The organism is Brevundimonas sp. (assembly GCF_027487935.1).
GTDB lineage: Bacteria > Pseudomonadota > Alphaproteobacteria > Caulobacterales > Caulobacteraceae > Brevundimonas.
Genome location: NZ_JAIYCP010000015.1, coordinates 138979 through 164570 on the forward strand (window position 1 = coordinate 138979; position 25592 = coordinate 164570).

At 67.7% G+C, this 25592-nt stretch carries 27 protein-coding genes; 15 read left to right on the forward strand and 12 right to left on the reverse strand.

The window, feature by feature from the left end:
- Positions 1-5 precede the first annotated feature (5 nt).
- Together Q0053_RS06425 and Q0053_RS06430 are read right to left on the reverse strand one after the other, a co-directional pair.
- Positions 6-467: a DNA polymerase III subunit chi gene (locus Q0053_RS06425; RefSeq protein WP_298097602.1), complete on the reverse strand. Its 462-nt coding sequence runs from the start codon at positions 465-467 to the stop codon at positions 6-8.
- Positions 468-489: 22 nt separating this feature from the next.
- Complete coding sequence (locus Q0053_RS06430; RefSeq protein ID WP_298097606.1) at positions 490-1965, reverse strand: leucyl aminopeptidase; 1476 nt, start codon at positions 1963-1965, stop codon at positions 490-492.
- A 200-nt stretch (positions 1966-2165) separates the two neighbouring features.
- On the opposite strand from Q0053_RS06430, the gene Q0053_RS06435 reads away from it, so the two are divergent.
- From Q0053_RS06435 to Q0053_RS06470, 8 genes are all read left to right on the forward strand, one after another.
- Complete coding sequence (locus Q0053_RS06435) at positions 2166-3233, forward strand: LptF/LptG family permease (RefSeq protein WP_298097608.1); 1068 nt, start codon at positions 2166-2168, stop codon at positions 3231-3233.
- Positions 3230-4360 (forward strand): LPS export ABC transporter permease LptG, encoded by a 1131-nt coding sequence (gene lptG, locus Q0053_RS06440; RefSeq protein ID WP_298097611.1) that lies wholly within the window; start codon positions 3230-3232, stop codon positions 4358-4360. The genes Q0053_RS06435 and lptG overlap by 4 nt, the downstream gene beginning before the upstream one ends.
- A 58-nt stretch (positions 4361-4418) precedes the next feature.
- Positions 4419-6848 carry an LPS assembly protein LptD gene (locus tag Q0053_RS06445; RefSeq protein ID WP_298097614.1) on the forward strand — a complete coding sequence of 810 codons (2430 nt, stop codon included), beginning with the start codon at positions 4419-4421 and terminating at the stop codon, positions 6846-6848.
- A 99-nt stretch (positions 6849-6947) separates the two neighbouring features.
- A complete protein-coding gene (locus Q0053_RS06450) occupies positions 6948-8285 on the forward strand; it encodes a peptidylprolyl isomerase (RefSeq protein ID WP_298097616.1) in 1338 nt (445 codons plus the stop codon).
- Complete coding sequence (gene pdxA, locus Q0053_RS06455) at positions 8285-9286, forward strand: 4-hydroxythreonine-4-phosphate dehydrogenase PdxA (RefSeq protein ID WP_298097619.1); 1002 nt, start codon at positions 8285-8287, stop codon at positions 9284-9286. The genes Q0053_RS06450 and pdxA overlap by 1 nt, the downstream gene beginning before the upstream one ends.
- Positions 9287-9426: 140 nt before the next feature.
- A complete protein-coding gene (gene rsmA, locus Q0053_RS06460; RefSeq protein WP_298097623.1) occupies positions 9427-10308 on the forward strand; it encodes a 16S rRNA (adenine(1518)-N(6)/adenine(1519)-N(6))-dimethyltransferase RsmA in 882 nt (293 codons plus the stop codon).
- Positions 10309-10583: 275 nt separating this feature from the next.
- A complete protein-coding gene (locus Q0053_RS06465) occupies positions 10584-11111 on the forward strand; it encodes a hypothetical protein (protein WP_298097626.1) in 528 nt (175 codons plus the stop codon).
- Positions 11108-12439 carry a terminase family protein gene (locus Q0053_RS06470; protein WP_298097628.1) on the forward strand — a complete coding sequence of 444 codons (1332 nt, stop codon included), beginning with the start codon at positions 11108-11110 and terminating at the stop codon, positions 12437-12439. The genes Q0053_RS06465 and Q0053_RS06470 overlap by 4 nt, the downstream gene beginning before the upstream one ends.
- A 78-nt stretch (positions 12440-12517) precedes the next feature.
- On the opposite strand, the gene gmk is transcribed toward Q0053_RS06470, so the two are convergent.
- The 9 genes from gmk to Q0053_RS06515 all read right to left on the reverse strand — a co-directional run bounded on the left by gmk (position 12518) and on the right by Q0053_RS06515 (position 20886).
- Positions 12518-13159, reverse strand: coding sequence for a guanylate kinase (gene gmk / locus Q0053_RS06475; protein ID WP_298097630.1), 642 nt, complete (start codon positions 13157-13159; stop codon positions 12518-12520).
- Positions 13149-14033: a YicC/YloC family endoribonuclease gene (locus tag Q0053_RS06480; RefSeq protein ID WP_298097633.1), complete on the reverse strand. Its 885-nt coding sequence runs from the start codon at positions 14031-14033 to the stop codon at positions 13149-13151. The genes gmk and Q0053_RS06480 overlap by 11 nt, the downstream gene beginning before the upstream one ends.
- Positions 14030-15175: an endolytic transglycosylase MltG gene (gene mltG, locus Q0053_RS06485; RefSeq protein ID WP_298097636.1), complete on the reverse strand. Its 1146-nt coding sequence runs from the start codon at positions 15173-15175 to the stop codon at positions 14030-14032. The genes Q0053_RS06480 and mltG overlap by 4 nt, the downstream gene beginning before the upstream one ends.
- Complete coding sequence (gene fabF, locus Q0053_RS06490) at positions 15175-16455, reverse strand: beta-ketoacyl-ACP synthase II (RefSeq protein ID WP_298097639.1); 1281 nt, start codon at positions 16453-16455, stop codon at positions 15175-15177. The genes mltG and fabF overlap by 1 nt, the downstream gene beginning before the upstream one ends.
- 107 nt (positions 16456-16562) lie before the next feature.
- A complete protein-coding gene (locus tag Q0053_RS06495) occupies positions 16563-16802 on the reverse strand; it encodes an acyl carrier protein (protein ID WP_055830235.1) in 240 nt (79 codons plus the stop codon).
- Positions 16803-16951: 149 nt separating this feature from the next.
- The gene (locus Q0053_RS06500) at positions 16952-17152 is read right to left on the reverse strand and encodes a hypothetical protein (protein ID WP_298097642.1); all 201 of its coding nucleotides are present in this window, start codon (positions 17150-17152) and stop codon (positions 16952-16954) included.
- A 159-nt stretch (positions 17153-17311) separates the two neighbouring features.
- Entirely contained in the window at positions 17312-18052 is a 741-nt protein-coding gene (fabG, locus tag Q0053_RS06505; protein WP_298097645.1) for a 3-oxoacyl-[acyl-carrier-protein] reductase, read from the reverse strand.
- Positions 18053-18209: 157 nt separating this feature from the next.
- On the reverse strand, positions 18210-19169 hold the full coding sequence (gene fabD / locus Q0053_RS06510) for an ACP S-malonyltransferase (protein ID WP_298097649.1): 960 nt from the start codon (positions 19167-19169) through the stop codon (positions 18210-18212).
- Between the two features lie 310 nt (positions 19170-19479).
- Entirely contained in the window at positions 19480-20886 is a 1407-nt protein-coding gene (locus Q0053_RS06515; protein WP_298097651.1) for an FAD-binding oxidoreductase, read from the reverse strand.
- Between the two features lie 56 nt (positions 20887-20942).
- Between Q0053_RS06515 and Q0053_RS06520 the strand changes: the two genes are divergently transcribed.
- From Q0053_RS06520 to Q0053_RS06530, 3 genes are all read left to right on the forward strand, one after another.
- Positions 20943-21353 carry an NUDIX hydrolase gene (locus tag Q0053_RS06520; RefSeq protein ID WP_298097654.1) on the forward strand — a complete coding sequence of 137 codons (411 nt, stop codon included), beginning with the start codon at positions 20943-20945 and terminating at the stop codon, positions 21351-21353.
- A gap of 100 nt (positions 21354-21453) precedes the next feature.
- A complete protein-coding gene (locus Q0053_RS06525; protein WP_298097656.1) occupies positions 21454-22464 on the forward strand; it encodes an SPFH domain-containing protein in 1011 nt (336 codons plus the stop codon).
- Between the two features lie 3 nt (positions 22465-22467).
- Positions 22468-22926 carry an NfeD family protein gene (locus Q0053_RS06530; RefSeq protein ID WP_298097659.1) on the forward strand — a complete coding sequence of 153 codons (459 nt, stop codon included), beginning with the start codon at positions 22468-22470 and terminating at the stop codon, positions 22924-22926.
- Here the strand turns inward: Q0053_RS06530 and rnhA are convergent.
- Positions 22923-23366, reverse strand: a complete 444-nt coding sequence (gene rnhA, locus Q0053_RS06535; RefSeq protein ID WP_298097661.1) for a ribonuclease HI — start codon at positions 23364-23366, stop codon at positions 22923-22925. The two genes, Q0053_RS06530 and rnhA, sit on opposite strands and share 4 nt — an antisense overlap.
- Positions 23367-23470: 104 nt before the next feature.
- Here rnhA and Q0053_RS06540 point away from each other — a divergent pair, with 104 nt between their 5' ends.
- The 4 genes from Q0053_RS06540 to Q0053_RS06555 all read left to right on the forward strand — a co-directional run bounded on the left by Q0053_RS06540 (position 23471) and on the right by Q0053_RS06555 (position 25477).
- Complete coding sequence (locus Q0053_RS06540) at positions 23471-23689, forward strand: twin-arginine translocase TatA/TatE family subunit (RefSeq protein WP_298097663.1); 219 nt, start codon at positions 23471-23473, stop codon at positions 23687-23689.
- A gap of 29 nt (positions 23690-23718) precedes the next feature.
- Entirely contained in the window at positions 23719-24255 is a 537-nt protein-coding gene (tatB, locus tag Q0053_RS06545) for a Sec-independent protein translocase protein TatB (RefSeq protein WP_298097667.1), read from the forward strand.
- Positions 24252-25136 carry a twin-arginine translocase subunit TatC gene (gene tatC, locus Q0053_RS06550; protein ID WP_298097670.1) on the forward strand — a complete coding sequence of 295 codons (885 nt, stop codon included), beginning with the start codon at positions 24252-24254 and terminating at the stop codon, positions 25134-25136. Before tatB ends, tatC begins: the two co-directional genes overlap by 4 nt.
- Before the next feature lie 68 nt (positions 25137-25204).
- Positions 25205-25477, forward strand: coding sequence for a hypothetical protein (locus tag Q0053_RS06555; protein WP_298097672.1), 273 nt, complete (start codon positions 25205-25207; stop codon positions 25475-25477).
- The last annotated feature ends 115 nt before the right edge of the window (positions 25478-25592 follow it).

Sequence of the window (25592 nt, forward strand, 5' to 3'; positions counted from 1 at the left end):
GGCGATCAGGCCGCCTTTTCCCAGCGTCCTTCCGGCGACTGTTTCCAGTAGGCCAGCGCCGCACCCGCCTCTTTCAGGGTCTTCCACCGAACCCGCGCACCCGCCAGCGCGGCCTCGTCCCGTCCGTCGAAGATGATGAAGCATCGCTCCATGCCTTTCATGTCGCCAAGGTCTGAGCCGTCCACAATGAACAGGGCCTGAGCCGCGTTCGGGTTCTCCAGCCCTTCGGTCAGGAGGATCGGCTGTCTTGCCGCCTCGGGGCCTGAGTCCCGGCCGTGGGCCAGGAAGCTGTCATCGCGATACGTCCACAGCCGTTCATCGATATCGCCGAGCAAACCGGGATCGGCGGCCCGCACAAGCGCCCGCCAACCCCGCTCGCGCGTCTTTTCCATCAGGCCGGGCAGCACCTGTTCGAGGGTCGACCGCTCGAGGTGGTAGAACCAGATTTCGGGACTGACGTCAGACACCCGGCTCCACCTTCCCAGAGACTTAAGACTCGTAGCTGTCGGCGACCATCCGGTCGAGCGTGCGGACGCCCCAGCCGACGGCGCCGTCGGGCACGGTCGGATTACGGCTGTCCTTGACCCAGGCAGTCGGGGCGATGTCGATATGAGCCCAGGGCACACCGTTGGTGAAGCGCTGCAGGAACAGGGCGGCGGTGATCGAGCCGCCGGCGCGGCCGTTGCCGGTGTTCTTCACATCAGCGATCGGCGTGTCGATATGGCGCTCGTAGAAGGCCGGGATCGGCATCCGCCAGGCGTTCTCGCCGACCTTGGGACCCGCGGCGAGGAAGTTGTTCGCCAGTTCGTCGGAGTTGGAGAACACCCCGGCGTATTCGAGCCCGAGCGCCACGATCATCGCGCCCGTCAGGGTGGCCAGATCGAGCATGAATTTCGGCTTGAACCGCTCCTGGGTGTACCAGAGGCAGTCAGCCAGGACGAGGCGGCCCTCGGCGTCGGTGTTGAGGATCTCGACCGACTGACCCGACAGCGACATGACGACATCGCCCGGACGCTGGGCATTTCCATCGGGCATGTTCTCGACCAGGCCGATGACGCCGATCGCATTGACCTTGGCCTTCCGGCCGGCCAGCGCGTGCATCAGGCCGACGACGGCGGCCGAGCCGCCCATGTCCCACTTCATCTCTTCCATGCCGTCGGCCGGCTTGATCGAGATGCCGCCGGTGTCGAAGGTCACGCCCTTGCCGACGAAGGCGATCGGCTGCTCGTCCTTCTGGCCGCCGTTCCACTTCATGATGACGACCTGACTGTCGCGCACACTCCCCTGGCCGACGCCGAGCAAGGTGCGGAAGCCGAGCGTCTCGAGCTCCTTCTCGCCCAGGACCTCGACCTCGAGGCCGAGACTTTCGAGCGCCTTCACCCGCTTCGCATATTCTTCGGGGTAGAGAACGTTGGCGGGTTCGGCGACGAGGTCACGCGCGAACTCGACCGCCGAAGCGACGGCGGCATGGGTGGCCCAGGCAGCCTCGGCCGCCTTCACATCGCCCGTGACGACCCGGATCGTCTCGATCGACGGCGTCTTCTCGGGCTTGAGCGTGGTGCGGTATTTCAGGAACCGGTAGCTGGCCAGACGGGCCGCGAATGCCGCGCGGGCGGCCTGATCGGCCGAAAGGTGCGAGGCGTCGATGGTCAGGGTCTTCGCGCCCGACAGCTTGACGGCATGATAGGCAGCCCCCGCAGCGGCCTCGAGCGCCAGATCGTCGAATTTGGCGATGTCACCCGCACCACTGAGCAGGATGGTCGCGGCGTCGACACCCGCGGGCGCGGCGACGGTGAGGGTGCTGTTCGATGCGCCCGTAAAGCGGCTGGCGGTCATCGCCTTCGAAAGCGCGCCGGACGTTGCTGTGTCGAGCCGGGGGCCTTCGCCTGCGAGGGCCCGCCCCTCGTGGACCATGACAGCCAGAACCTCAGCGGCGTCCGCGGACGCGACGAACTCGATCTTCATTCACAACTCCCGCCGGGCGATACGCCCCGGCTCTGTATCGATGGTGCAAGTGCGCGCAGTTCCAACTACGCGTTCGGGTGTGTATTAGATGCTCTCCCTCCCCGCCGCCTGCAACCGGCGATTTCCTGCCGCATATGACCCTGATTCAAGGCTATCTTTTCCGGCAGATCGCACGTCCCGTCGTCGGCGCGTGCGCTGCCTTGGCCGCGATCGGCATTCTGAGCCAGAGCCTCGATCAGCTGGAAATCATTGTCGAGCGGGGCCAGAGCGTGTGGGTGATGGTCAAGCTGACCCTGCTGGCCGTGCCGCAGTTGCTGGCGGTCATCATTCCGATCGGCCTGTTCGTGGGGGCCCTGATTGCGCTGACCCGTCTGCAGCGCGAGCAGGAACTGACGGCCGTCTTCGCTTCGGGTGTCACGCGGTGGTCGGCGATTCGCCCGGCCGTGTGGATCGCCCTGATTGCGGCCGTCCTCACCCTTGTCGTCACGACGGTCGGTCAGCCGTGGGCTCAACGGCAGGCGCGGGCCGAGGCCTTCGCCGTCCGGACCGACCTGGCGGCCCTGCTGGTTGAGGAGGGGCGGTTTGTCCAGGGACCGAATGGCCTGACCGTCTATGTCCAGCAGATCGAGCAGAACGGCCTGCTCAAGAACCTGTTTGTCTATCTGGAGGACGGAGACCGGGTTACGACCTGGGACGCGGCCGAGGCACGGTTCAGCCGCATCGACGGCCAGCCCTATCTCACGCTGCTGAACGGATCCTGGCAGCGTTATTCCTCGAGGGGGGTGCTCGAGTATATTTCGTTCGGCCGCAACGACGTGCCGCTGGCTCGATATACCGAGGTAACCGACAGGGTTCGTTACAAGCCGACCGACCTCTATCTGACCCAGTTGTTCAATCCGTCACCGCGTGACCTGGAGCAGGTCGGCCCGGCGGGCGAGCTGATGGCCGAGGGCCATCTGCGACTGTCCGCCCCCCTGTATGCCCTGATGGCCATGGCCATGGCGCTGACGGCCATCATGGGCGGGCCCTTCAGCCGCACCGGCTATGGCTTGCGAATCGCCAAAGCGGCAGGCGCGTTCCTGCTGGTGCGGGTCGCCGGCTACGGCATCGTTTCGGCCAGCGCCTGGAACAGCTGGCTGAACGTGTTCCAGTATCTGCTGCCGATCATGGCCACTGCGATCGCCCTGAGACTGCTGTTCCGCGCTCTGAAGCCACGGCCGCGAGCCGTCGGCGGGCTGTTCGGGCGTTTGAAAGGGCGTTTCGCATGACCGGTCGTACCCTGCCGGTCCTGTCCTGGCTGAGGCTTGGCCAGATCGAACGCTATGTGCTGGTGCAGCAGGCCCGGTCGCTGGGGATCGCCCTGGGCGTCATCGCCGCGCTGATCATGCTGATCGACTTCGTCGAGATATCGCGGGGCGTCGGCTCGGACGTCGATCTGTCGGGTGCCCGGATCTTCGGCCTGATGCTGCTGAAGTCGCCTCAGGTGATCATCCAGCTGCTGCCGTTCGTCTTCCTGTTCGGCACCCTCGCGGCCTTCGTCGGCCTGAACCGGCGAAGCGAACTGATCGCCATGCGGGCGGCAGGGGTTTCGGCCTGGCGATTCGTACTGCCGGCCGCAGGCGCTGCCCTGTTATTCGGCCTGGTCACCGTCACAGCCCTCGGACCCTTGGCCGCTTCGGCCGATGGCCTGTTCCAGCGCGAGCGGACGCGGCTGTCGGGTTCAGCGGCCGGCGTGGAAGCCCCCCCGACGGTCTGGATCCGCGAGGGCGACGATACGCGCCAGATGGTGATCCGTGCCGAGCGTCAGGACCGTTCCAACGCCCGGCTGCTGGACGTCACCTTCTTTATCTACACCAACGACGCCGAAGGGATGCGGACCTTCTCGGAGCGGATCGATGCGGACTCGGCGTCCCTGTCGAACGGAAGCTGGCGGCTGGTCAACGCCGTGGGCGCGGAGATCGGCCAGCGCGCCGTGCGCTATGCCACGCTGGATCTTCCTTCCAGCCTGGCCGATGAAGAGGCCTTCGAACGCTTTGCCCGACCGCAGGCGACCTCGTTCTGGTCCTTGCCGGCCCAGATCGACCGGATCGAGGCTGCGGGCTTCTCCTCGACCGCCTATCGCCTGCGGCTGCAGCAACTGCTGGCGACGCCGTTGATGTTTGCAGCCATGTCGATTCTGGCCGCAGCTTTTTCCCTGCGCCTGATGCGCCTCGGCGATCTGGCGCGGATGAGCGTGGCGGCCGTGGTGCTGGGATTCGCCTTCTTCTTCGTCAACCAGGCGGCGTCCGCCTTCGGCTCGGCGGAAGTGATCCCGCCCTGGCTGGCGGCGTGGCTACCGCCCTTGCTGACGGCGCTCGCCGCCTTCACCTTGCTGTTCTATACCGAAGACGGCTAATCGGTCCGGCAAGCCCCCCGGCTGGCCGGATCCGAGGCCCTTCAGAGTGATTTCCTGTATGCAGCGTGTCCGCCGCGCGCCCGATTTGGGAGCCTTGCGCTACCGGCTTCTGTCCGGTGTGGCTGCCGTTGCATGGACCTGCCTGGCCGGAAGCGCCCTAGCGCAGGTGGCCCCGGCCGCCGGCGGCACGACCGGGGTCGGCGCTGACGGACTGACCCCGGACGCCGTCTATATCGAGGCGGACTCCACCGTCCGCAACGGCGATGTCATCACCGCTGACAGCGCCGGTGCCGACCGCGTTCTGGCCCGGTTCCGTAACGCGACCCTGCGGGCCGGGACTGTCAGTTATGATCTGGGACTGGGGATCGCCTCTGCGAACCGGCAGGTTGAGTTCAGCGACCCCGCAGGCAATGTCGTTTTCGCCAGCCATCTCGAGCTTGATGCCGATCTGAAGGCCGGGGCGGCCGTGGATTTTGCCACCCGCTTCAGCAACGGCGCGAGCCTGATGGCGGCAACGGCGGTGCGCCGCAGTGAGAACGTCAACCAGCTCAACTACGCCCTCTTCACGCCCTGCCCCATCTGCGATGCCGAGGGGAACCCGAAGGTGCCCAGCATCGCGATCCAGGCGGAAACGGTGGTCCAGGACGAGGATCTGCGGGCCGTCCTGTACCGCAACGCCGTGTTCCAGGTCGGCGGGGTGCCGGTCTTCTACCTGCCGGCCTTCGCCCATCCTGATCCGACCGTCGAACGGGCCTCCGGCTTTCTCGTGCCGACCCCGAGCTATGACGAAGGCCGGGGCGTGAGCCTGGAGATCCCTTATCTACGGGTCATTTCGCCCTCCGAGGACTGGCTGTTCAGCCCACAGTTCAACACCGATGTCGCGCCCCTGATGAACCTGCAATGGCGTCGCCGGTTCGTGGACGGAACGGTCGTGGCCCGCGGCGGCTATACCTACGATCGCAGCTTCGGGGATTTCGACCTCGACAACGACGGCGATGCGGAGAGCAACGTCAAATACGGCGACCGAACCAGCCGGAGCTATTTTCTGGGCCACGGCCGTTTCGATCCGCAGGGCCCCTGGCGCTGGGGTTTCACGATCGAGCGCGTATCGGACAAGACCCTGTTCGACCGATATGACATCCGTGATCCCTATCAGGACAACGGACTCTATTATGGGGATCAGCGGCGGCTGATCAGCCAGTTGTATGCCGAAAGGCAAACCGCGCGGTCTTACCTCTCGGTTGCGGCCTTCGGCCTGCAGAGTCTGCGCGTGACCCGGTTCGATGCCGTCACGCCGGCACTGAACGAGTTTGAGGCTGACGGAGCCCTGCCGGTGGTGGGGCCCCTGGTCGAGGCCCGCTGGGAGCCGGCGGGACCGGTGCTCGGAGGACGGCTTCGGCTGCGGGGATCGGCTGTCGCACTGTTTCGCGGCGACTATGTCGGTGGCCCGGTGTTGCGTCCGGCGATCATCCCTGCGGTCGCGTCAGCCGGCCTGCCCGGGGTCGACAGCCGACGGATCTCGGGCCAGGCCGAATGGCGACGGACCCTGATTTCTCCGCTCGGGGTGCGCTGGGAGCCCTTCGCGGACGTTCGCGCCGACCTCTATTCCGTTGAAGACCTGCCACCCTTGCCCGGCGTGGAGGAAGGCATCATCTCCCGCGGCCGGGCCATGGCGGGCCTGGACATCAACTACCCCCTGTTTCGTCGCATGGGCCCCGAGGCCGATCTGATCCTCGAACCCATGTTGCAGCTGTCCGCGTCGACCGCCTCGGACCTCGACCCACGCATTCCGGTCGAGGACAGCCAGACCCTTGAGCTGGACGAGAGTTCACTGTTCCGGACCGACCGCTTTCCGGGCTACGACCAGTATGAGGGCGGGTTCCGCGTGTCGCTCGGCACGCGCGCCACCCTGCGCTGGGCCGGAGGGCGACAGGCCAGCCTGTTCATCGGCCGCAGCTATCGCTCGCAGGCGGAGCCCGCCTTCCTGACGCCCGCACCCGATATGCCCGGACGGCTCTATGATCCGACGGGCCTGGCGTCCCGGACGTCTGACTGGGTCGTGCAGGGCAGTTTCTCCCCATCGGACCGCATCCGCGGCTGGGGTCACGCCACGCTCGACGATTCGGGTGAGGTCCGGCGAGCAGAGACGGCGCTTGACGGGCGCTGGGGCCGCCGCAACCTGGCGACCGTAAGCTACATCATCGACCGTTCGAACCCTGTGGCCGGACCGCTGAACCGGAACTACGAATTCGTGCAGTTTTCGGGTCAGCAGTTCGTCTATGGCAATTGGGGCGTGACGGTATCCGGGATCGCCGATCTGGAGCGGGACATCATCACCCGATCGGAAGTCGCCCTGTTGTTCGATGACGACTGCTTCCGGTTCGAGATCGGCTTCCGGCGCGACAACACCCGCGTCCGCCCGACCGGACCGTCGGAAGGCGTCTTTGTGCGCCTAAACCTCGCCACTTTCGGCGGTACAGGGTATTGACGCAGCGACGGGCGCTGACGGCCGTGCGCCCCAGGGGCGCGCGGTTCGAAAATTCGGCAAAAAAGCCGGACCAGCGCCGCTTGAGGAACCAGGACTGACATGGGTTTGCAGCGTTACATGACGGGCGTGGCGATCGCCGCCCTCCTGGCCGGTTCAGCCATGGCGCAGACCGCGCCACCGGCCCAGCCGGCCGCCGCGGGTAATCTGAATCCGGCGGCTGAGGCCGCGCCGGTCCCACCGCCGGCCGCACCGGCCTTCCAACTATCCGATGGCATCCTGGCCACGGTCAACGACAGCGTCATCACCGGCTTCGACCTGAGGCAGCGGATGCTGCTGTTGATCGCCATGACCCAGGTCCAGCCGACGCCGGAGAATATCCCCGCCATCCAGCAGCAGGCCCTGAATGCCCTGATTGATGAGCGGCTGCAGGCGCAGGAACTGACCAAATATGAGGACCTCGTCGTCGACGACGAACAGGTCCAGGCCGAGATCACGGCCATGGCGCAGGAAGTGGGTGCCACGCCCACCGCCTATGTTGAATTCCTTGCCCAGGGTGGCATTCGCCCCAGCACCCTGCGCGAGCAGCTGCGGACCCAGCTCGGCTGGTCCCAACTGGTCGGCGGCCGGTTCCAGAGCCGCGCGCGCGTGAGCCGCGCCGCCGTGGCAGCGGCCATGCGGCAGGTGGCCGAGGCTGCCACCAAGAAACAGTATCTGATCGGCGAGATCTATATCGAGTCCGCCCGTGTTGGAGGCCAACAGGCCGCGCTGAACGGTGCCAACCAGCTGGTTCAGCAGATGGTGCAGGGCGCGCCCTTCCAGGCCGTGGCCCAGCAGTTCTCTGCCGCACCTTCGGCTACACGTGGGGGCGATGCGGGTTGGGTCGTTGAAGGTACGATGCAGCCTGCCCTGCAGCAGGCGCTGGACCAGCTTGCTGTGGGCCAGCTGTCCCGCCCCATCCCGGTCGAGGGCGGCGTTTACATCGTCTATATGCGCGACAAGCGGGACGGGGCGTCGGCCAGTCTGGTGCAGATCAAGCAGGTCATGGTCGAGCTGCCGGACACGGCCACCGAAACCGAGGTCGCCGCAGCGACCCAGCGACTTGAGACCCTGCGGCCGCAGCTGACCTGCGACACCATGCTGGCCCGGGCGACATCCGAGCAGGGGCTGTTGGGCGCAGATCTGGGTGAGGCCGATGTGCAGAACCTCGCCCCGCAGTTCCAGCAGGTCGCCCGATCCGCTGAAGTCGGGTCTGTCAGCACGCCGGTACGCACCCCGCTGGGCGTCCACCTGCTGGGCGTCTGTGGTCGCCGGGTCGGCGGGGCGGAAGCGCCCAACCCTCAGGAAGTCGAGAACAGCCTGTTCCGTCAGAACCTCGCCACGCTTGGCCGCCGCTATATGCGCGACCTGCGGGAGGACGCCCTGATCGAGATGAAATGATGAGCGCCGGCCCGGCGCCGCTGGCCCTTTCCATGGGTGATCCGGCAGGCGTGGGGCCGGAAGTCATCGCAAAAGCCTGGGCGGCGCTGAAGCTCGAAGGGCCGTCCTTCGTCGTCATCGGCGACGCCGCCTTGCTGCGACTGCAGGGCCAGCCGGTCGAACCGGTCCTTTCCGCCGCTGACGCTACGGATGTGTTCCGCCGGGCCATTCCCGTCCTCGACCACCCCCTGCCCGCATCCGTCATTCCCGGCCGTCCCGAACCGGTCAACGCCGGGGCCGTGGCCGACTGGATCGAACAGGCTGTCAATCTGGCCCTGTCGGGTGAAGCCTCGGGGGTCGTCACCGCCCCGATCGCCAAGGCCCCGCTCTACGCCGCGGGCTTCCGCTTCCCCGGCCATACGGAATTCATCGCCGAACTGACGGCTGACGTCCCGTTCAGCGGAACCCGCGGGCCAGTGATGATGCTGACCGCCAGGGACCTGCGCGCCTGTCTGGTGACCATCCATACGCCCCTGTCCGAGGTCCCGGAACTGGTCACGGCTGAGCGGGTCTGCCGCACCGCCCGCGTCGTGCATGAGTCGATGAAGCGCGATTTCGGCATCGCCGCGCCGCGGCTTGCCCTTGCGGCGCTCAACCCGCACGCTGGCGAGAGCGGTTCGATCGGGCTCGAGGAAATCGAGGTCCTGATACCGGCGGCAGCCGCCCTGCGCGCTGAAGGGATCGACATCAGTGACCCCCGGCCGGCCGACACCCTGTTCCACGACGAGGCCCGCGCGACCTATAACGCCGTCCTGTGCCTGTATCACGACCAGGCCCTGATACCGGTCAAGACGCTGGACTTCTGGGGCGGGGTCAACACGACCCTGGGGCTGCCGGTGATCCGCACCTCACCCGACCACGGCACCGGCTTCGATATTGCCGGCAAGGGGGTGGCGCGGGCCGACAGCCTGATCGCTGCGGTGCGGCTTGCGGGGGAGATGGCGGCGGCGAGGCGTGGTTAGTGGTTGGTGGTTAGTGGTTAGTGGCTGGCGGACGCCGGGGCCATGGCACGGTCCGCGCCGCCCTTCCGCAAGCGTCGAGGCCGCAATCACTAACCACTAACCACTAACCACTAACCACTTCTACCGGCTATGACACACCGGTGAACCCCACCGACCTCCCCTCCCTTCGCGAAACGCTCGACGCCCACGGCCTGCTGGCGAAGAAGAGCTTTGGCCAGCATTTCCTGCTGGATCTGAACATCACCCGGAAGATCGTCCGGCTGGCGGGGCCGTTCGAGGGTCGGGCCGTGATCGAGGTCGGCCCCGGTCCCGGCGGACTGACGCGCGCCCTGCTGGAGAGCGATGCGGGCCGGGTGGTGCTGGTCGAGAAGGACCCGCGCTTCCTGCCCCTGCTGGCGGAACTGGACGATGGAACCGGGCGACTGGTCACCGTCGAGGCCGACGCTCTCAAGGTCCGCGAGGTCGAGCTGGTCGAAGGACCGGCGCATGTGGTGTCCAACCTGCCCTACAATGTCGGCACGCCCCTGCTGATCAAATGGCTGACCGGGCCCTGGACCCCGCACGCCCTGACCCTGATGTTCCAGAAAGAGGTGGCCGAGCGGATCGTCGCCGCGCCCGGAGACGATGCCTATGGGCGGCTCGCGGTCATTGCGCAGGCGGTTTGCGAGACCCGGCTGGTCATGCACCTGCCCGCCGCCGCCTTCACCCCGCCGCCCAAGGTCGCCAGCGCCGTGGTCCATCTGGTTCCGCGTGAGGATCGACCGGAACGGGCCCTGTTGACCGCCCTGGAACGGGTCACGGCAGCGGCCTTCGGTCAGCGTAGGAAGATGCTGCGGTCCAGCCTGAAGACGCTGGGCGGCGCGGACCTTTGCGAAGCGGCCGGGCTGGAGCCCGATGTCCGGGCAGAGGTCGTCGATGGCGCCGGCTTCCTGCGGCTCGCACGCGCGGTTCTCGGCCAACCCCTTGAGCCGCCCGGGTCAGACGGGGACGGGGTCACCCTCATGCGGCGCAAGCGGACCTGAGCCGGCGGCAGTCGTTTGCTGTCTCCCTCTCCGAGCGAGAGGGAACGGTGTGAGATGTCGGTCGCGGTACAGGCTCCAGACCAAGACAAACCGCCCAGGACAACCTCGACATCCCGCCCTCGACTTCCGCGACATAGGATACACCCTAGACAATTGCTGGCCTTTCGGTGGCGGCCACCACAATTCCGAGCGCTAACCGCCTGATCGAACACGGCTTTCGTCCAGCTCCAGCGTCCCAAACCCGCCTCAGGAAGCGGCGGAGCGATCCTGTCGGGATGAAACAGACAGACGCGCTCCGACCCCGCCGAAACTACAAGATCCGCAGCAGGCGGACCTGGACCCTGATCCGGGAGCGGTATCTGGCGGGCGAGAGCGCGCCGAGGCTGGCCGCGGTGTTCGACGTGACCGAAGCGGCGATCCGGGCACGGGCGGGGCGGCAGGGCTGGACCAAGCGGGCGCTGGCCGAGGCCATGGCGCCTGGGCCGCCGGACGCGGGGCCGGCGGAGATGATCGCGGGGCCGCTGGACGGGGATTTGAAGCCGCGGGAGGCGGCGCGGCTGGCGCTGAACGAGGCAGTCACGCTGTTGCGCGGGGGCAGGATGGGGTTGGCGGGCGAGGCCGCGCGGGTAGCCGATGTGATGGGACGGGCGGCGGCAAGGCTGGGGGAAGAGCCCGCTGAGGCGGAGGAGCCGGACGAGTCGGCGTTCGAGGCGGTGAGGCGGAAGGTGCTGGGTATCGGCGCGGACAAGACCCCTCTCCCGGTGGGAGAGGGAGGGACCCGCGCCGGAGGCGTGGGAGGGTGAGGGTCGGCTGGGCCACCGCGGACGCAGTCGACCCTCATCCGCCCCTGCGGGGCACCTTCTCCCATTGGGAGAAGGAAACGGAAGCGCGGCTGGACCGCCTGTCTCCGGCCGAGCGGAGGTTGTTGGCGGCGGACTGGACGTTGGCGGCGCACCCGGGACAGAGGCCGCCGCACGACGACTGGACGACCTGGCTGGTGCTGGGCGGGCGCGGCGGGGGCAAGACCCGGGCGGGCGCGGAATGGATCGCGGACCGGGCGCGGGAGGGTGCCAAGGGGACCGGCCGCATCGCCCTGGTCGGGCAGAGCCTGCATGACGTGCGCGAGGTCATGATCGAGGGAGCGTCGGGGGTGCGGGCCCTGCCTCGCTACGGTCTGGGCGGGCGGCCGCGCTGGGAGGCCAGCCGGCGCAGGTTGGTCTGGCCTAACGGGGCGGTGGCCATGGCCTTCTCGGCCGAGGACCCGGAGTCGCTGCGCGGGCCGCAGTTCGGGGCGGCGTGGGCGGACGAATGGTGCGCGTGGCGGAAACCGGAGGCCACGCTGGCCCTGTTGCGGATGGGGTTGCGGCTGGGGGACCGGCCGCGTCTGGTGGTGACCACGACGCCGAAGCCCACGGCGGCATTGCGCCGACTGCTGAAACAACCAGGACTCACACGGTCGGACCTGCCGACGCGGATCAATGCGGCCCATCTGGCCCCGGCGTTTCTGGAGGGGCTGGAGGCATTGTACGGCGGGACACGGCTGGCCGCACAGGAGCTGGAAGGGCGGGTGGTCGAGGGGGATGGGGCGCTGTTCACGATGGAGATGATCGTGGCTTCGCGGGGTGCGGCGCCTGGCCGGCTGGACCGGGTCGTTGTCGCGGTCGATCCGCCCTGCTCGGCGGGCGGCGACGCCTGCGGGATTGTGGTCGTCGGGCGGAAGGACGGGATGGCCTGGGTGCTGGCCGACCGGACGGTCCGGGGAAAGTCGCCGCAGGGCTGGGCCGGCGTGGTGGCGCGGGCGGTCGAGACATTCGATGCCGCGCGGGTGGTGGCAGAGGCCAATCAGGGCGGGGAGATGGTCGAGGCGGTGCTGAAATCGGCGGGAGTCGGCTGCCCGGTGAAGCGGGTCCATGCCCGGTTCGGCAAGCGGACGCGGGCCGAGCCGGTGGCGGCCCTGTACGAGCAGGGACGCGTCCGGCATTGCGCCGATCTGGGCGCACTGGAGGAGGCGTTGATGGGGCTGGGCGACGACGACGGCGGATCGCCGGACCGGGCGGATGCGCTGGTCTGGGCGGTAACGGATCTGCTGATCGACGGAGGCGGTTTGGGGCCGAGGGTGAGGGTGGTGTGAGGGGGTGGGGTGTAGCGCCCTCCGCCCCCAAACGCCGTCAGCCTGGGGCTTGACCCGGAGATGACGGCATCAAGCCGCTCAGACCACCTCGTCCAGCAGGGTGTTCTTGTAGGCTTCCACCCAGATGTTGCGGAACCGGCGGCTGCGCTCGGCGTGATAGATGTGCGCCAGTTCGGCATAGCTGCGGTCGAAGTCGTCGTTGACGAAGACATAGTCGAACTCGCCGCAGTGCTCGATCTCGCCCTTGGCATTCTGGATCCGGCGTTCGATCACCTCGTCGGCGTCCTGCGAACGGGTGACCAGGCGGCGGCGAAGTTCCTCGAGGCTGGGCGGCAGGATGAAAACGCGGACGGCGTCCTCCGGGCATTTCCGGGCGATGTCGCGGGCCCCCTGCCAGTCGATGTCGAACAGGACGTCGCGCCCCTCCGAGAGGGCGCGCTCGATCGGTGCGCGCGGACTGCCGTAGCGGGCACCGTGGACGTCGGCCCATTCGAGGAAGGCGTCGGCATCAATCAGCCGCTGGAACGCCTCGGCGTCGACGAAATGATAGTCGCGGTCGGCCACCTCGCCCGGGCGGATGCCGCGGGTGGTCATGGAGATGGACAGCTCCAGACCGCCATGGTCGGCCATAAGGCGGCGGCACAGACTGGTCTTGCCCGCCCCCGAGGGACTGGCCACGATCAGCATCACACCGCGACGGGGATGGCGTTCACTCGACATTCTGGACCTGTTCGCGCAGCTGTTCGATCACGGCCTTGAGCTCGAGGCCGATTCCGGTGAGCGCGGTCGTAGCGGATTTCGAGCAGAGGGTATTCGCCTCCCTCATGAATTCCTGCATCAGAAAGTCGAGTTTCCGGCCGGCGGGGGGTTGCTGCAACAGGGTGCGGGCCGAGGCGACGTGGGCGGTCAGTCGATCCAGCTCCTCGCGCACATCAGCCTTGGTCGCCAGTGACGCCGCCTCAAGGAAGATCCGTTCCTCGAGGCCCGGCGCGTCCGGAGCCAGCTCGGTCATGCGGCGGGCGAAACGCTCGCGGATGGCGGCGGCCTGGGCGGCCGCTTCCGTCTCGGCCGCTGCGGTCAGGGCGGCGATCCGGTCGATGAAGTCGGTGACGACCGGCAGGAGCTGGGAGCCCTCGCGGTCGCGGGAAACCTTCAGGGCATCGAGAGCCCGATCGATCGAAGCCGCCATGGCGGTCTCGACGGCGGCGCGGGCTTCGGGGTCGTCGACCTCCTCCGGGGCCTCCAGCACACCGCGTAGCGACAGCAGGCCGTGGGCCGATGGCGGGGTGGCCCCCTCCTCCGCCAGTTGGTTGGCCAGGTTCAGATAGCGGGCGAGGATGTCCTGATTGACCTTGAGCGCCGCGGCGCCGGGGTCGGCACGCTTGCCCTGGATACCGAGGGTGACCTGGCCGCGACTGAGCCGGGCCTGGGCGGCCGCCTTGGCGTGGCGCTCTAGACCGTCGAACCCTGGTGGGCCGCGGAAACGAACCTCCAGATTGCGGCCATTGACCGAACGGGCCTCGACCGACCAGGTCCAGTCGCCATGGGCACCGTCGGCCCGGCCGAAGCCGGTCATGCCGGAAATGGCGCTCATCCGGCGGGGGCCGGAGCGGGGATGCGGATGACCTTTGCCCCCGGCGGGACCGTCACGCCGGGCGGCACGGCGGCGGCTCCGGAGGTTGTCCCGGCTTCGGCCGTAGCCGAGGCGACCGGTGCCGGCGCTTCCGGCGGCAAGCCCGCGCGCTGACGCTCGATGGCCCGCCAGCGAGCGACGTTGGCGCGATGCTCTTCATAGGTCCGGGCGAAGGCGTGGCCGCCCGAGCCGTCGGCGACGAAGAAGATGTCGCTGGTCGAGGGCGGATTGAGCACGGCGGCGACGGCGTCGCGGCCCGGATTTGAGATCGCCGTCGGCGGCAAGCCGTCGATCTGATAGGTGTTCCAGGCATTGGGCCGGTCCAGCTCGGACCGCCTGAGACCCCGGCGCAGCGGCACCCCCTTGGTCAGGCCGTATTCGATGGTGGGATCGCTCTCCAGCCGCATGCCGGAGCGCAGACGGTTGGTGAAGACGGCCGCGACCCGCGGGCGTTCAGCGGCGAGTCCGGTCTCCTTCTCGACGATGGAGGCCAGGATCATGGCCTCCTCAGGCGTACGGACGACCGTGGCAGAGCTTCGGGCCGCCCAGAGACGGGCGAGATTTTCGTCGCGGGCGCGACGCATGCGGGCGATGACCGAGGCGCGGGTCTCGCCGCGGCTGATCTCATAGGTGTCGGGCCAGAGACTGGCCTCTTCGGGAACAGCCTCGATCGTCCCGGTCAGAATGGCCTGTTTGTTCAGGATCTCGACCGCCTGGGCCGAAGACCAGCCTTCCGGCAGGGTGACGTAATGGCGGACCACCCGGCCCTCGACCAGCAGGACGAGAATGGAGCGCAGAGAGGTCTTGCTGGGCACCTCATACTCGCCGGCGCGCAGCTTGCGGTCGGCTCCGGTCAGGGTGGCGGCGGCCTTGAACATGTCGGTCGAACGGATCACGCCGGCCGACTTCAGGGTCGCCGCGATGGCACTGACCCCGGCACCACTGGGCAGGCTGACGATGGTCGTTTCCCCCTCGCGGGCGGCCGGGCCGGGCGCATAGAAGACGCTCCATGCCGCCACGAGGGCGATGATCAGGAAGGTGCTGAAGGTGGCCGTAGCGGCCAGAAAGGCGGTCTTGCGCCCGGAATGCGGCTCAAACGCCATCAGCCGATCTTCCGGAAGATGACCGAGGCATTGGTGCCGCCGAAGCCAAAGCTGTTGGACATGGCCACATCGATCTCCATCGGCTGCCCCTTGTCGCGCACCAGGTTCAGGGCGGTCTCGCGCTCGGGATTATCCAGATTGATGGTCGGCGGGGCGATCTGGTCGCGGATGGCCAGGATGCAGAAGATGGCCTCGATGGCTCCGGCGGCCCCCAGCAGGTGGCCGGTCATGGACTTGGTCGAGGACAGGGCGACGTTGGGGGCGTGGTCGCCCATCAGCTTCTCGATCGCGCCGGCCTCGATCCAGTCAGCCATGGTCGAGGTGCCGTGGGCGTTGACATAGTCGATGTCGGCAGCGGTGATCCCCGCCCGCTTCACCGCCATCTGCATGGCGCGATAACCGCCGTCCCCGTCCTCGGCCGGGGCGGTGATGTGGTAGGCGTCGCCGCTCATGCCGTAGCCGACAACCTCGGCATAGATGGTGGCCCCCCGGGCCCTGGCGTGTTCGTATTCTTCCAGCACCACGATGCCGGCGCCCTCGCCCATGACGAAGCCGGAGCGGTCCCGGTCCCAGGGCCTCGAGGCCTTTTCGGGCGCATCATTCGAGGCGGTGCACAGGGCCTTGCAGGCGAGAAAGCCGGCGATGCCGATGGGTACGATGGAGCTCTCGGCTCCGCCCGCGACCATGACGTCGGCGTCGTCCATCATGATCATCCGGGCTGCATCGCCGATGGCATGGGCCCCCGTGGCGCAGGCGGTGACGACCGAGTGATTCGGACCCTTCAGCCCGTGCCGGATGGAGATTTGTCCCGAGGTCAGATTGATCAGGGCCGAGGGGATGAAGAAGGGGCTGACCCGGCGCGGCCCCTGCTCCTTGAGGATGATGGCGGTGTCGGCGATGGGGCCGAGGCCGCCGATGCCGGAGCCGACCATGACGCCGGTGCGCTCGCGCTGTTCCTCGGTCTCGGGCTTCCAGCCGGCGTCGGCCAGGGCCTCGTCCGCGGCGGCAATGGCATAGACGATGAAGTCGTCGACCCGTTTGCGGTCCTTGGGCGACATGACCAGTTCGTGGTCGAACACGCCCGGCTGGCCCGGGGCCCCGCCGCCGCGACCGTCCACACACGGGATTTCACCCGCAATGGTGCAGCCATAGCCCTCGGTGTCGAAATTGGTGATCGGACCGATGCCCGAACGCCCCTCGAGGATGCCCTTCCAGTTGTGCTCCACGCCCCAGCCGAGCGGGGTGAGCAGACCGAGGCCGGTGACGACGACACGGCGCATGAGCGCTCCTCGCAACAGAATCCTGACCGCAAACAGTAATGGCCGCCGGGCGGCCCCGCTAGGGGTCCGCCGCGGCGGCCATCAATGCCGTTCGAAAAGGGCGGCGATCAGCCGGCCAGCTTCTCATCGATGAATTTCACGGCATCGCCGACCGTCTGGATGTGTTCGGCGGCGTCGTCCGGGATTTCGATGTCGAATTCTTCCTCGAAGGCCATGACCAGTTCGACGTTGTCGAGCGAGTCAGCGCCCAGGTCGTCGATGAAGCTGGCCTTTTCAACGACCTTTTCCGGATCGGCGTCCAGGTGGTCGATGACGATCTTGCGGACGCGTTCCAGGGTGTCGGACATGGGTGTCTCTGCTTTCAGGGCCGCCGCAGCGGCTGTTGTCTCAAATCCTGCCGTATGACGACGGCGACGGCGACGCAAGCCTTGAACGCAGACTCACCCCGACCGGGTAAAGAGGCTTTAGCACGCCGGCGCAGGCGGGAAATAGCCCGTTACCGGGTTTGACCGCTCCGGTTGACCCACCAGACCAGCCCCGCACCCACCACGGCCATGGGCGCGCCGTAGATCGCCCAGATGATCTGCCCGGTCATGAAACTGCCCGGCAGGACGTTGAGCCCCTGCAGCACCCAGATGATCCCGATCAGGAGCAAGGGTCCGCTGAGGATGGTGGCGATGATGCGAAGGATGATCATTGGCCTCTTCTTTCCGCTCATCCCCGCGAACGCGGGGACCCAGTTCTGTCCAGCTTGACGCCGGTGTTTCAGGACAACCTGCTGACGCCCAAGGAATCCGACCACATCACCCAAAGGACTGGGTCCCCGCGTTCGCGGGGATGAGCGGATCAAACGGGGTCAAACCATCGCCATGCCGCCGTTCACATGCAGGGTCTGGCCCGTGACATAGGCAGCCTCGTCCGAGGACAGATAGACGGCGGCGGCGGCGATCTCGTCGCCCGTGCCGAGCCGGCCGGCCGGAACGCCCTTCAGGATGGTCTCCCGCTGCGTGTCGTTCAGGACGTCGGTCATCGGCGAGGCGATAAAGCCCGGCGCGATGCAGTTCACCGTGATCCCGCGCGAGCCGACCTCCTGCGCCAGCGATTTGGAGAAGCCGATCATCCCGGCCTTGGACGCCGCATAGTTGGTCTGGCCCGGGTTGCCGGTGACGCCGACCACCGAGGTGATGCCGATGATCCGGCCCGAGCGGCGCTTCATCATCCCCTTCATCGCGGCGCGCGAGAGGCGGAAATAGCTTTCGAGATTGACCCGGATCACGTCCTGGAAGTCCTCGTCCTTCATCCGGATCAACACGCCGTCTTTCGTGATGCCGGCATTGGCGACGAGGATGTCGAGCGAACTTCCCGCGGCCTCCTCGGCGCGAGCGATCAGGCCGTCAACCGATTCAGCGTCCGACAGGTTGGCGGCGGCGGCGAAGGCGCGCTCGCCGAGCTCCCCGGCCAGTTCCTGCAGCACGGCTTCGCGGGTGCCGGACAGGACGACGGTCGCGCCCTGGGCGTGCAGGGCCCGGGCGATGGCCCCGCCGATGCCGCCGGTGGCGCCGGTCACCAGGGCAGTCTTGCCGTTGAGATTGAACATCGTTGCCTCTTCTTCCGTCATCCTCGGGCTTGACCCGAGGATCAGACTATCAGGTGCGCCCAGCCAGTGAGTTGAACGCGGTTTGGGGGTCGTCCCGGGCGCACAGCTTGCCCAGACCGCTGATCCTCGGGTCAAGCCCGAGGATGACGGCGGGGTATCAAAAACTCTTCGCGAACGTTTCCAGGTCTTCCGGCGTGTTCAGCGCCAGGCTCTCCGCGTCGGGCGCGATGCGTTTGGCCATGCCGGTCAGGACCTTGCCGGAGCCGATCTCGACGAAGCGGGTGATGCCGCCCTCCCCGGCCATCCATTCCATGCTCTCGCGCCAGCGGACCCGGCCGGTGACCTGTTCGACCAGAAGGCGGCGGATATCCCATTTGAGCTCATTCCAGTCGCCGCTCACAGGCCGGGCCGTCACATTGGCCACCAGGGGCACGCGGAGCGGTTCGACGCTGACTTCAGCAAGGACCGCATCCATCTCGGCGGCAGCGGGCTCCATGAGCGGGCTGTGGAAGGGGGCGGAAACATTCAGCGGGATGGCGCGCGCGCCCAGTTCCTTGGCTTTCTCGATGGCGCGGTCCACGGCGGCCTTGTCGCCCGAGATGACGATGTTGCCGGCGTTGTTGTCATTGGCGACGACGCAGACGCCGACCTCGGAACCCGCGGCAGCGGCGGCCTCGGCCAGGGCCAGGTCGGTCTTCGGCCCGATCAGCGAGGCCATGGCACCCATGCCGACGGGCACGGCGCGCTGCATGGCCTGACCGCGCAGCTGCAGCAGTCCCGCCGTGGTGCTGAGCGAGAAATAGCCGGCGGCACACAGGGCGGAGTATTCGCCGAGCGAATGGCCGGCGACGAAGGCAGCGCGGGTCACGTCGACGCCGAACTCGACCTTCAGGACGCGGACAGCGGCCAGCGACACCGCCATCAGGGCGGGCTGGGCGTTCTCGGTCAGGGTCAGCTGGTCTTCGGGTCCCTCGCGCATCAGCACCGACAGCTTCTGGCCCAGCGCCTCATCGACCTCGGCATAGACCTCGCGCGCCGAGGCAAAGGCGTCGGCGAGCGCTACCCCCATGCCGACCGACTGGCTGCCCTGTCCGGGGAACAAGAGGGCGAGGGTCATGACGGGTCTCCGGCGGTGTTGAATCGAGCCGGAGGGGTAGGACGATCAGGCGGAGGGGGCAAGCCGCGCCCGCTGGGGAAAGCAGGCCGAGGGAGGTTCATCACAACGACCACAACGGATTCACAACGAACACGACGGGTCCGGCGGGCCCGCGGCTCCCGCCCGGGAGACGCAAGCGATTCAGATTGCGGGCAAGGGCCCGCGGGGGCTGACGTGGACACGCTCCCGTCGTGTCCCTTGTGACTCTTCGTTGTGGTCGTTGTGATGAACCCGGGCGGCCGACGCAGGGTGCCAGAGGCGGATATGGCCCTTAAAACAGCACCGCCGGATTCATGATCCGGTGCGGGTCGATGGCGTGCCGGACGGCCTGCATGGTGCGGATTTCCAGCGGTGACTTGTAGCGGCGCGCCTCGTCGGTCTTGAGGCGGCCGAGGCCGTGTTCCGCGCTGATCGAGCCGTCGTAGCGGGCGACGATGTCGTGGACGATCTGGGAGCCCTGCTCCCAGCGGGCCAGAAACCCCTTCAGGTCGCCGCCCGGAGGACACAGGACGTCATAGTGGAGATTGCCGTCGCCGACATGGCCGAAGGCGCTGACCCGCGCTCCGGGATGAAAGCGTTCGACGGCGGCCGTGGCCTCGTCGAGGAAGTCGGCGATGCGGGAGAGCGGGACCGAGACATCGTGTTTCCAGCCGCCGCCCTCGGGCTTCTGGGCAGCCGACTGTTCCTCGCGCACCTTCCAGAAGGCGGCGCGCTGGGCGTCGTTCTGGGCGATGGCGGCGTCGTTGATCAGGCCGGTCTCGAAGGCGTGGGTCAGCAGCCGCTCCATGGCCGCATCGGCCGCGCCGGGCTCGCCCGAGACCAGTTCGATCAGGACATACCAGGGCGGCGTCGAGTCCAGCGGCTCGCGCGTATCCGGGATGTTGCGCAGCACGAACGCCATGCCGATGCGTTTCATCAGCTCAAAGGCCTCGACCCCGCCGCCGGTCTCGCCCTTGGCGCGGGCCAGCAGTTCGATCGCAGCGGCGGGGCGGTCCAGCCCGACCATGGCCGTGGCCCGGCTGCGCATGACGGGGAACAGTTTCAGCGTCGCGGCGGTGACCACGCCCAGGGTGCCCTCAGCCCCGATCAGCAGCTGTTTGAGGTCATAGCCGGTGTTGTCCTTGCGCAGCCGTTTGAGGCCGTTGAAGACCTCGCCGTCCGGCATCACCGCCTCTATGCCCAGCACCAGATCGCGCATCATGCCGTAGCGGAGCACGGCGGTGCCGCCGGCATTGGTCGAGATGACGCCGCCGATGGTGGCCGTGCCCTCGGCGGCGAGGCTGAGCGGAAACAGCCGGTCGGCGGCGGCGGCGGCCTGTTGGGCCTCCAGCAGGGTGACCCCGGCCTCGACGGTCATGGCATCGTCCAGCGGGGTCACATCGCGCACGGCGCGCAGCTTGCGGGTCGAGAGCAGGACCTCGCCATAGGGGATCTGGCCCCCCACGAGGCCGGTGTCGCCCCCCTGGGGCACGATGGCAATGCGGTGTTCGGCGCAGACGCGGACGGCGGCGGCGACCTGGGCGGTCGAGCGGGGCGTCAGCATCAGCGGCGAATGGCCATGCCAGCGGTTACGCCACTCCGTCAGCCAGGGGGCGATCTCAGCGGGATCCTCGGTCCAGCCGCCGGCGCCGAGGGCGGATTTGAGGGCGGCGAGGGCGGCAGGCGAAGGAGCGGTCATAGAGGCCTTGTCTCAAAGTCATGGACGCGGCGAAAGGGCCAAGCCACGCTGGTCGGATGACCGGTCTTCTGCCCACCCCCGTCCCCGCCGTCGGCGTCGTCTGTCTGCGCGGTGATTCGGTGCTGCTGATCCGGCGCGGGACGCCGCCGCGTCAGGGCGAATGGAGCCTGCCCGGCGGCCGGATCGAGCCCGGCGAAAGGGCGGTCGACGCCGCCTTGCGGGAGTTGGGCGAGGAGACCGGCGTTGAGGCCGAGATCACGGGCCTGATCGACGTCGTCGACGGGCTCTTTCCCGAGGCGGGCCGCCACTATGTCCTGATCGATTATGCCGCGCGGTGGGTGTCCGGCGAACCGGTCGCCGGGGACGACGCCCTCGAGGCCCGGTTCGTGGCGCTGGATGAGGTCGATAGCCTGATCGAATGGTCGGAGACCCGGCGCATCATCCGGCTGGCCGCCGCCGGTCGCTGAAGGGCGCGGATGACGCGGTTGTCATCAGCCGGGCGACCGGTTTCTGTGGCGTACCGGTCACAGGGTGCTAACCTGTACCGGACAGGGAGATATCAGCAATATGTCGGTTCTATTCACGGCTGCATTGGTGGCACTGGCCTTCGTGCTGCTGTTCAGCGTGGTCAAGATCGTGCCCCAGGGGCGCGAGATGACGGTCGAGCGATTCGGCAAATACACCCGGACCCTCACCCCCGGCATCAGCATACTGACGCCCTTCGTTGAGCGGATCGGCCGCCGCATGAACATGATGGAGCAGGTCCTGGACGTGCCCCAGCAGGAGGTCATCACCAAGGACAACGCCATGGTGAAGGTCGATGCCATCGTCTTCATCCAGGTGATGGAGGCCTCGGCCGCCGCCTACCGGATCGAGAACCTGCCCTATGCCATCACCCAGCTGTGCTCGACCAATCTGCGCACCGTGGTCGGCTCGATGGAGCTGGACGAGGTCCTGTTCCAGCGGGACTCGATCAACTCGCGCCTGCTGACCGTGATCGATGCGGCGACCGAGCCCTGGGGCGTCAAGGTCAACCGGATCGAGATCAAGGACCTGACCCCGCCCGCCGACATCACCAACGCCATGGCGCGTCAGATGAAGGCCGAGCGCGAACGCCGCGCCGTCATCACCGAGGCCGACGGCGAGAAACAGGCCGCCATCGCCCGCGCCGAAGGGGCCAAACAGGCGGCCATCCTCGAAGCCGAAGGCCGCCGCGAAGCCGCCTTCCGCGACGCCGAGGCGCGCGAGCGCGAAGCCGAGGCCGAGGCCAAGGCGACCGCCATGGTGTCCCAGGCCATCGCGGCCGGCGACGTCAATGCCATCAACTATTTCGTGGCCCAGAAATACGTCGAGGCCTTCGCCGAACTGGCCCGCAATCCGACAGCCAAGACGGTCATCGTCCCGGCGGAGATGTCCGGCCTGGTCGGTACCATCGCCGGCCTGGGTGAACTGGTCGGCCTGGCCAAGGAGCAACAGCAGGGCCGCAGCGACGTGCGTCGCGACGCCCCGTCGCCGCCGCCCGCGCCGCCCCGCACCACCCCGCCCCGCCCGCCGCGTCCCTCCGTTCCGAGCACCTGATCCATGGAAGCCCTGACTAACCTGCACGCGGCCCAGCCGTTCTGGATCTGGCTGGCCCTGGGCGTTGTCCTGCTGGCGACCGAGGCGGCCTTCTCGACGGAATGGCTGCTGTGGCCTGCAGTTTCCGCCGGGGTGGTCGCCGTGGTCACGGCACTCGGCCTGCCCCTCGACCTTACCGGGGAGGTCGCCCTGTTCGCCGCCCTGACCGTCGCCACGACCCTGCTGTCGCGGCGTTTGATCCAGAAGGTCAATCCATCGGATGCGCCGGACATCAACGCCCGCGACACCCGTCTGATCGGCCAGCGGGCCCAGGTGGTCCAGGCCTTCGTCGACGGCCGTGGCCGGGTCTTCGTCTCGGGTGCCGAATGGGTCGCCGAGATCGAGGGCGCGACCCCGGCAGAGGGCGACAGCGTGATCGTCGAGGGGATGGACGGACCTAAGCTGAAGGTGCGGGCGGCCTAACCTGCCCGCATGTCCTCGATCCCGCGATTGGCCAGTTGGTCGGCGCGCTCGTTCAGCTCATGGCCGGCGTGGCCCTTGACCCAGTGCCATTTGACCTCGTGACGGGCGCGGGCGGCGTCGAGGCGTTTCCACAGGTCCTCGTTCTTGACGGGCTTCTTCTCGGCCGTCTTCCAGCCGCGCGCCTTCCACGGGCCGATCCATTTGGTGATGCCGTCCATGACGTAGCGGCTGTCGGTGTGCAGATCGACACGGCACGGCCGGGTCAGGGCCTCGAGCGCGCTGATCGCCCCCATCAGCTCCATCCGGTTGTTGGTGGTCAGGGGCTCGCCGCCCCACAGCTCCTTCTCGTGACCGCCGCCGGTCTGGAGGATCGCGCCCCAGCCGCCGGGGCCGGGATTGCCCTTGCAGGCACCGTCGGTGTGGATGATCACGTGACTCATGCGCGCCTCCTAACAGGTTCACTTGGCGTCGCGCCACCGAACCGCCTATATGCGATGCAAGTGTTTGAACGGGCCGCGCATGGGCCCGAACGAGGAGACGGTTCGTGGGTACTATGAGCATCTGGCACTGGGCCCTGGTCGCCGTTGTCGCCCTGCTGCTGTTCGGCGGGCGCGGCAAGCTGTCGGGCCTGATGGGCGACGCGGCCAAGGGCATCAAGGCGTTCAAGGACGGTCTGAAGGATACGGATTCGGACAAGCCGTCGGACGAGCGCGCCGGTGCCCTGCCCCGCACCAATGCCGAAAAAGAAGATCTGAAATCGTAAGCCCCGCATTGACGTCGGAGACCTGACGGATGGGTGGCCTCGCCCCCGGTATCGGTGGCCTTGAAATCCTCGTGATCGGCATCGTGGCCCTGCTTGTGGTGGGGCCAAGGGATTTGCCGTTGCTGATGCGCAAGATCGGCAAGGTGATGGCCCGTGCCCGCGCCATGGCCCATGAGTTCCGCTCGAGCTTCGACGAGATGGCGCGCCAGTCCGAGCTGGACGAGCTGCGCAAGGAGGTCCAGGCGCTTCGGACCGGTCAGGGCATGGTCCCGCTGGGGGCCGAGGCCGACGCCGCCTTTCGTGAAATCCGCGACGACCTGAACCGGCCGCTGGACCAGCCCGTCATGCTGGCCGCGCCGGACGAATGGCCCGACAACCCGCCGGTGATGACGCCCCTTGAGGCCGAGCCGATCCGGCAGAAGAAGCCGGGGGCCAAACCCGACATCCCCGCTGAGGAGGCATCCCCGGCCAAGCCTCGCGCCAAGGCCCGTTCGACCGGGACCGATGCGAAGGCGACAACTGCCTCCAAACCGCGCGCGCCGCGCAAGACGGCGGTCAAGTCGTGACCCGGCTCGATACGGATGAGGACGAGATCGAGGCCTCGCGCGCGCCTCTGATGGATCATCTGATCGAACTGCGCGGGCGACTGGTGATCTGCGTGGTCGCCTTTGTCCTCGCCTTCTTTCTCTGCTTCGCCTTTGCCGAGCCGCTGTACATTTTCCTCGTCAAGCCGTTTGCGGCGGCGGCGGCCTTTCACCAGTCGGTGGGAGCCCATGGCCACGTCTCGCCACTGGACCTGATCATGGGCACGGCGGGGCTGATCCCCCTGCCCGGCGTCGACGGGCAGACGGTCAATCTGATCTATACAGCGCCGCTGGAAATCCTGTTCACCAAGATGAAGCTGGCCGGTTTCGGGGCCATCGTCCTGGCGTTTCCGGTGCTGGCCTGGCAGCTCTACCGGTTCGTGGCCCCGGGCCTCTACCGGAACGAAAAGGGCGCCTTCCTGCCCTTCCTGCTGGCCGCACCCCTGCTGTTCACCCTCGGCGCGGCGCTGGTGTATTTCGTCATGCTGCCGTTCGTCATGTGGTTCTCGCTGAGCCAGCAGATCACCGGTGGCGGCGTCTCGGCGGCCCTGCTGCCAAAGGTGTCGGACTATCTGAACCTGGTCACGGCCCTGATCCTGGCGTTCGGCCTGTGCTTCCAGCTGCCGGTGGTGATGACCCTGCTCGGCCTCGCCGGCATCATCTCCTCACGGATCATGGCAGAGGGTCGCCGCTACGCCATCATGGCTGTGGTCGTGGTCGCCGCCGTGGTGACACCGCCCGATCCGATCAGCCAGATCATGCTCGCCATACCCCTGGTGCTGCTCTACGAGCTCTCGATCTGGTGCGTGCGGCTGATCGAGCTGCGGCGCAAGAAGGCGGATGCAGCCGAGGGGCTGGCCTGAGCCGAGGCCCCACCGGAACCTCGTCAGAGCCTGGCCGTTTGCATCGGATTCCCCCCAGGAGTCCGAGCATGATCACCGCCCATCGCCTCTTCAGCCTCACCGCCCTCGGTGTCATCGCCTTCGCCGGCGTGGCCTGTACGCCGGCAGACAACACCGTCGACCGCGCCACGGATACGACCATCATCGAGACCCGCGAGGTCCCCTCCGACCCGATCGTGATCGAGCGCGAGGTCGCTGTCCCTTCGCCGCCGGTGGTCATCGAGGGCGACCGCCGCGAAGGCGACTCCACGACCGTCCGCGCCGACGCGAATGGCCTCGAGGTCGAGACGACCGAACGCTAGACCGTTCGTCGGCTCAGTTGGAGCGGGCCGAAAGGTTCATCACGGCGAGCACAACGCGGTCACAACGGACACGACGGGACCGTGCGGTTGCCGCGTGTGTCGATCCTTCCCGGCA

Excerpts from the sequence above, each read along its gene's own strand:
- Q0053_RS06430 (WP_298097606.1), bottom strand. The coding sequence starts at position 1,965 with ATGAAGATCGAGTTCGTCGCGTCCGCGGACGCCGCTGAGGTTCTGGCT.
- lptG (WP_298097611.1), top strand. The coding sequence starts at position 3,230 with ATGACCGGTCGTACCCTGCCGGTCCTGTCCTGGCTGAGGCTTGGCCAG.
- Q0053_RS06445 (WP_298097614.1), top strand. The coding sequence starts at position 4,419 with ATGCAGCGTGTCCGCCGCGCGCCCGATTTGGGAGCCTTGCGCTACCGG.
- Q0053_RS06450 (WP_298097616.1), top strand. The coding sequence starts at position 6,948 with ATGGGTTTGCAGCGTTACATGACGGGCGTGGCGATCGCCGCCCTCCTG.
- pdxA (WP_298097619.1), top strand. The coding sequence starts at position 8,285 with ATGAGCGCCGGCCCGGCGCCGCTGGCCCTTTCCATGGGTGATCCGGCA.
- Q0053_RS06465 (WP_298097626.1), top strand. The coding sequence starts at position 10,584 with ATGAAACAGACAGACGCGCTCCGACCCCGCCGAAACTACAAGATCCGC.
- gmk (WP_298097630.1), bottom strand. The coding sequence starts at position 13,159 with ATGTCGAGTGAACGCCATCCCCGTCGCGGTGTGATGCTGATCGTGGCC.
- Q0053_RS06480 (WP_298097633.1), bottom strand. The coding sequence starts at position 14,033 with ATGAGCGCCATTTCCGGCATGACCGGCTTCGGCCGGGCCGACGGTGCC.
- mltG (WP_298097636.1), bottom strand. The coding sequence starts at position 15,175 with ATGGCGTTTGAGCCGCATTCCGGGCGCAAGACCGCCTTTCTGGCCGCT.
- fabF (WP_298097639.1), bottom strand. The coding sequence starts at position 16,455 with ATGCGCCGTGTCGTCGTCACCGGCCTCGGTCTGCTCACCCCGCTCGGC.
- Q0053_RS06495 (WP_055830235.1), bottom strand. The coding sequence starts at position 16,802 with ATGTCCGACACCCTGGAACGCGTCCGCAAGATCGTCATCGACCACCTG.
- Q0053_RS06500 (WP_298097642.1), bottom strand. The coding sequence starts at position 17,152 with ATGATCATCCTTCGCATCATCGCCACCATCCTCAGCGGACCCTTGCTC.
- fabG (WP_298097645.1), bottom strand. The coding sequence starts at position 18,052 with ATGTTCAATCTCAACGGCAAGACTGCCCTGGTGACCGGCGCCACCGGC.
- fabD (WP_298097649.1), bottom strand. The coding sequence starts at position 19,169 with ATGACCCTCGCCCTCTTGTTCCCCGGACAGGGCAGCCAGTCGGTCGGC.
- Q0053_RS06515 (WP_298097651.1), bottom strand. The coding sequence starts at position 20,886 with ATGACCGCTCCTTCGCCTGCCGCCCTCGCCGCCCTCAAATCCGCCCTC.
- Q0053_RS06520 (WP_298097654.1), top strand. The coding sequence starts at position 20,943 with ATGACCGGTCTTCTGCCCACCCCCGTCCCCGCCGTCGGCGTCGTCTGT.
- Q0053_RS06525 (WP_298097656.1), top strand. The coding sequence starts at position 21,454 with ATGTCGGTTCTATTCACGGCTGCATTGGTGGCACTGGCCTTCGTGCTG.
- Q0053_RS06530 (WP_298097659.1), top strand. The coding sequence starts at position 22,468 with ATGGAAGCCCTGACTAACCTGCACGCGGCCCAGCCGTTCTGGATCTGG.
- rnhA (WP_298097661.1), bottom strand. The coding sequence starts at position 23,366 with ATGAGTCACGTGATCATCCACACCGACGGTGCCTGCAAGGGCAATCCC.
- tatB (WP_298097667.1), top strand. The coding sequence starts at position 23,719 with ATGGGTGGCCTCGCCCCCGGTATCGGTGGCCTTGAAATCCTCGTGATC.
- Q0053_RS06555 (WP_298097672.1), top strand. The coding sequence starts at position 25,205 with ATGATCACCGCCCATCGCCTCTTCAGCCTCACCGCCCTCGGTGTCATC.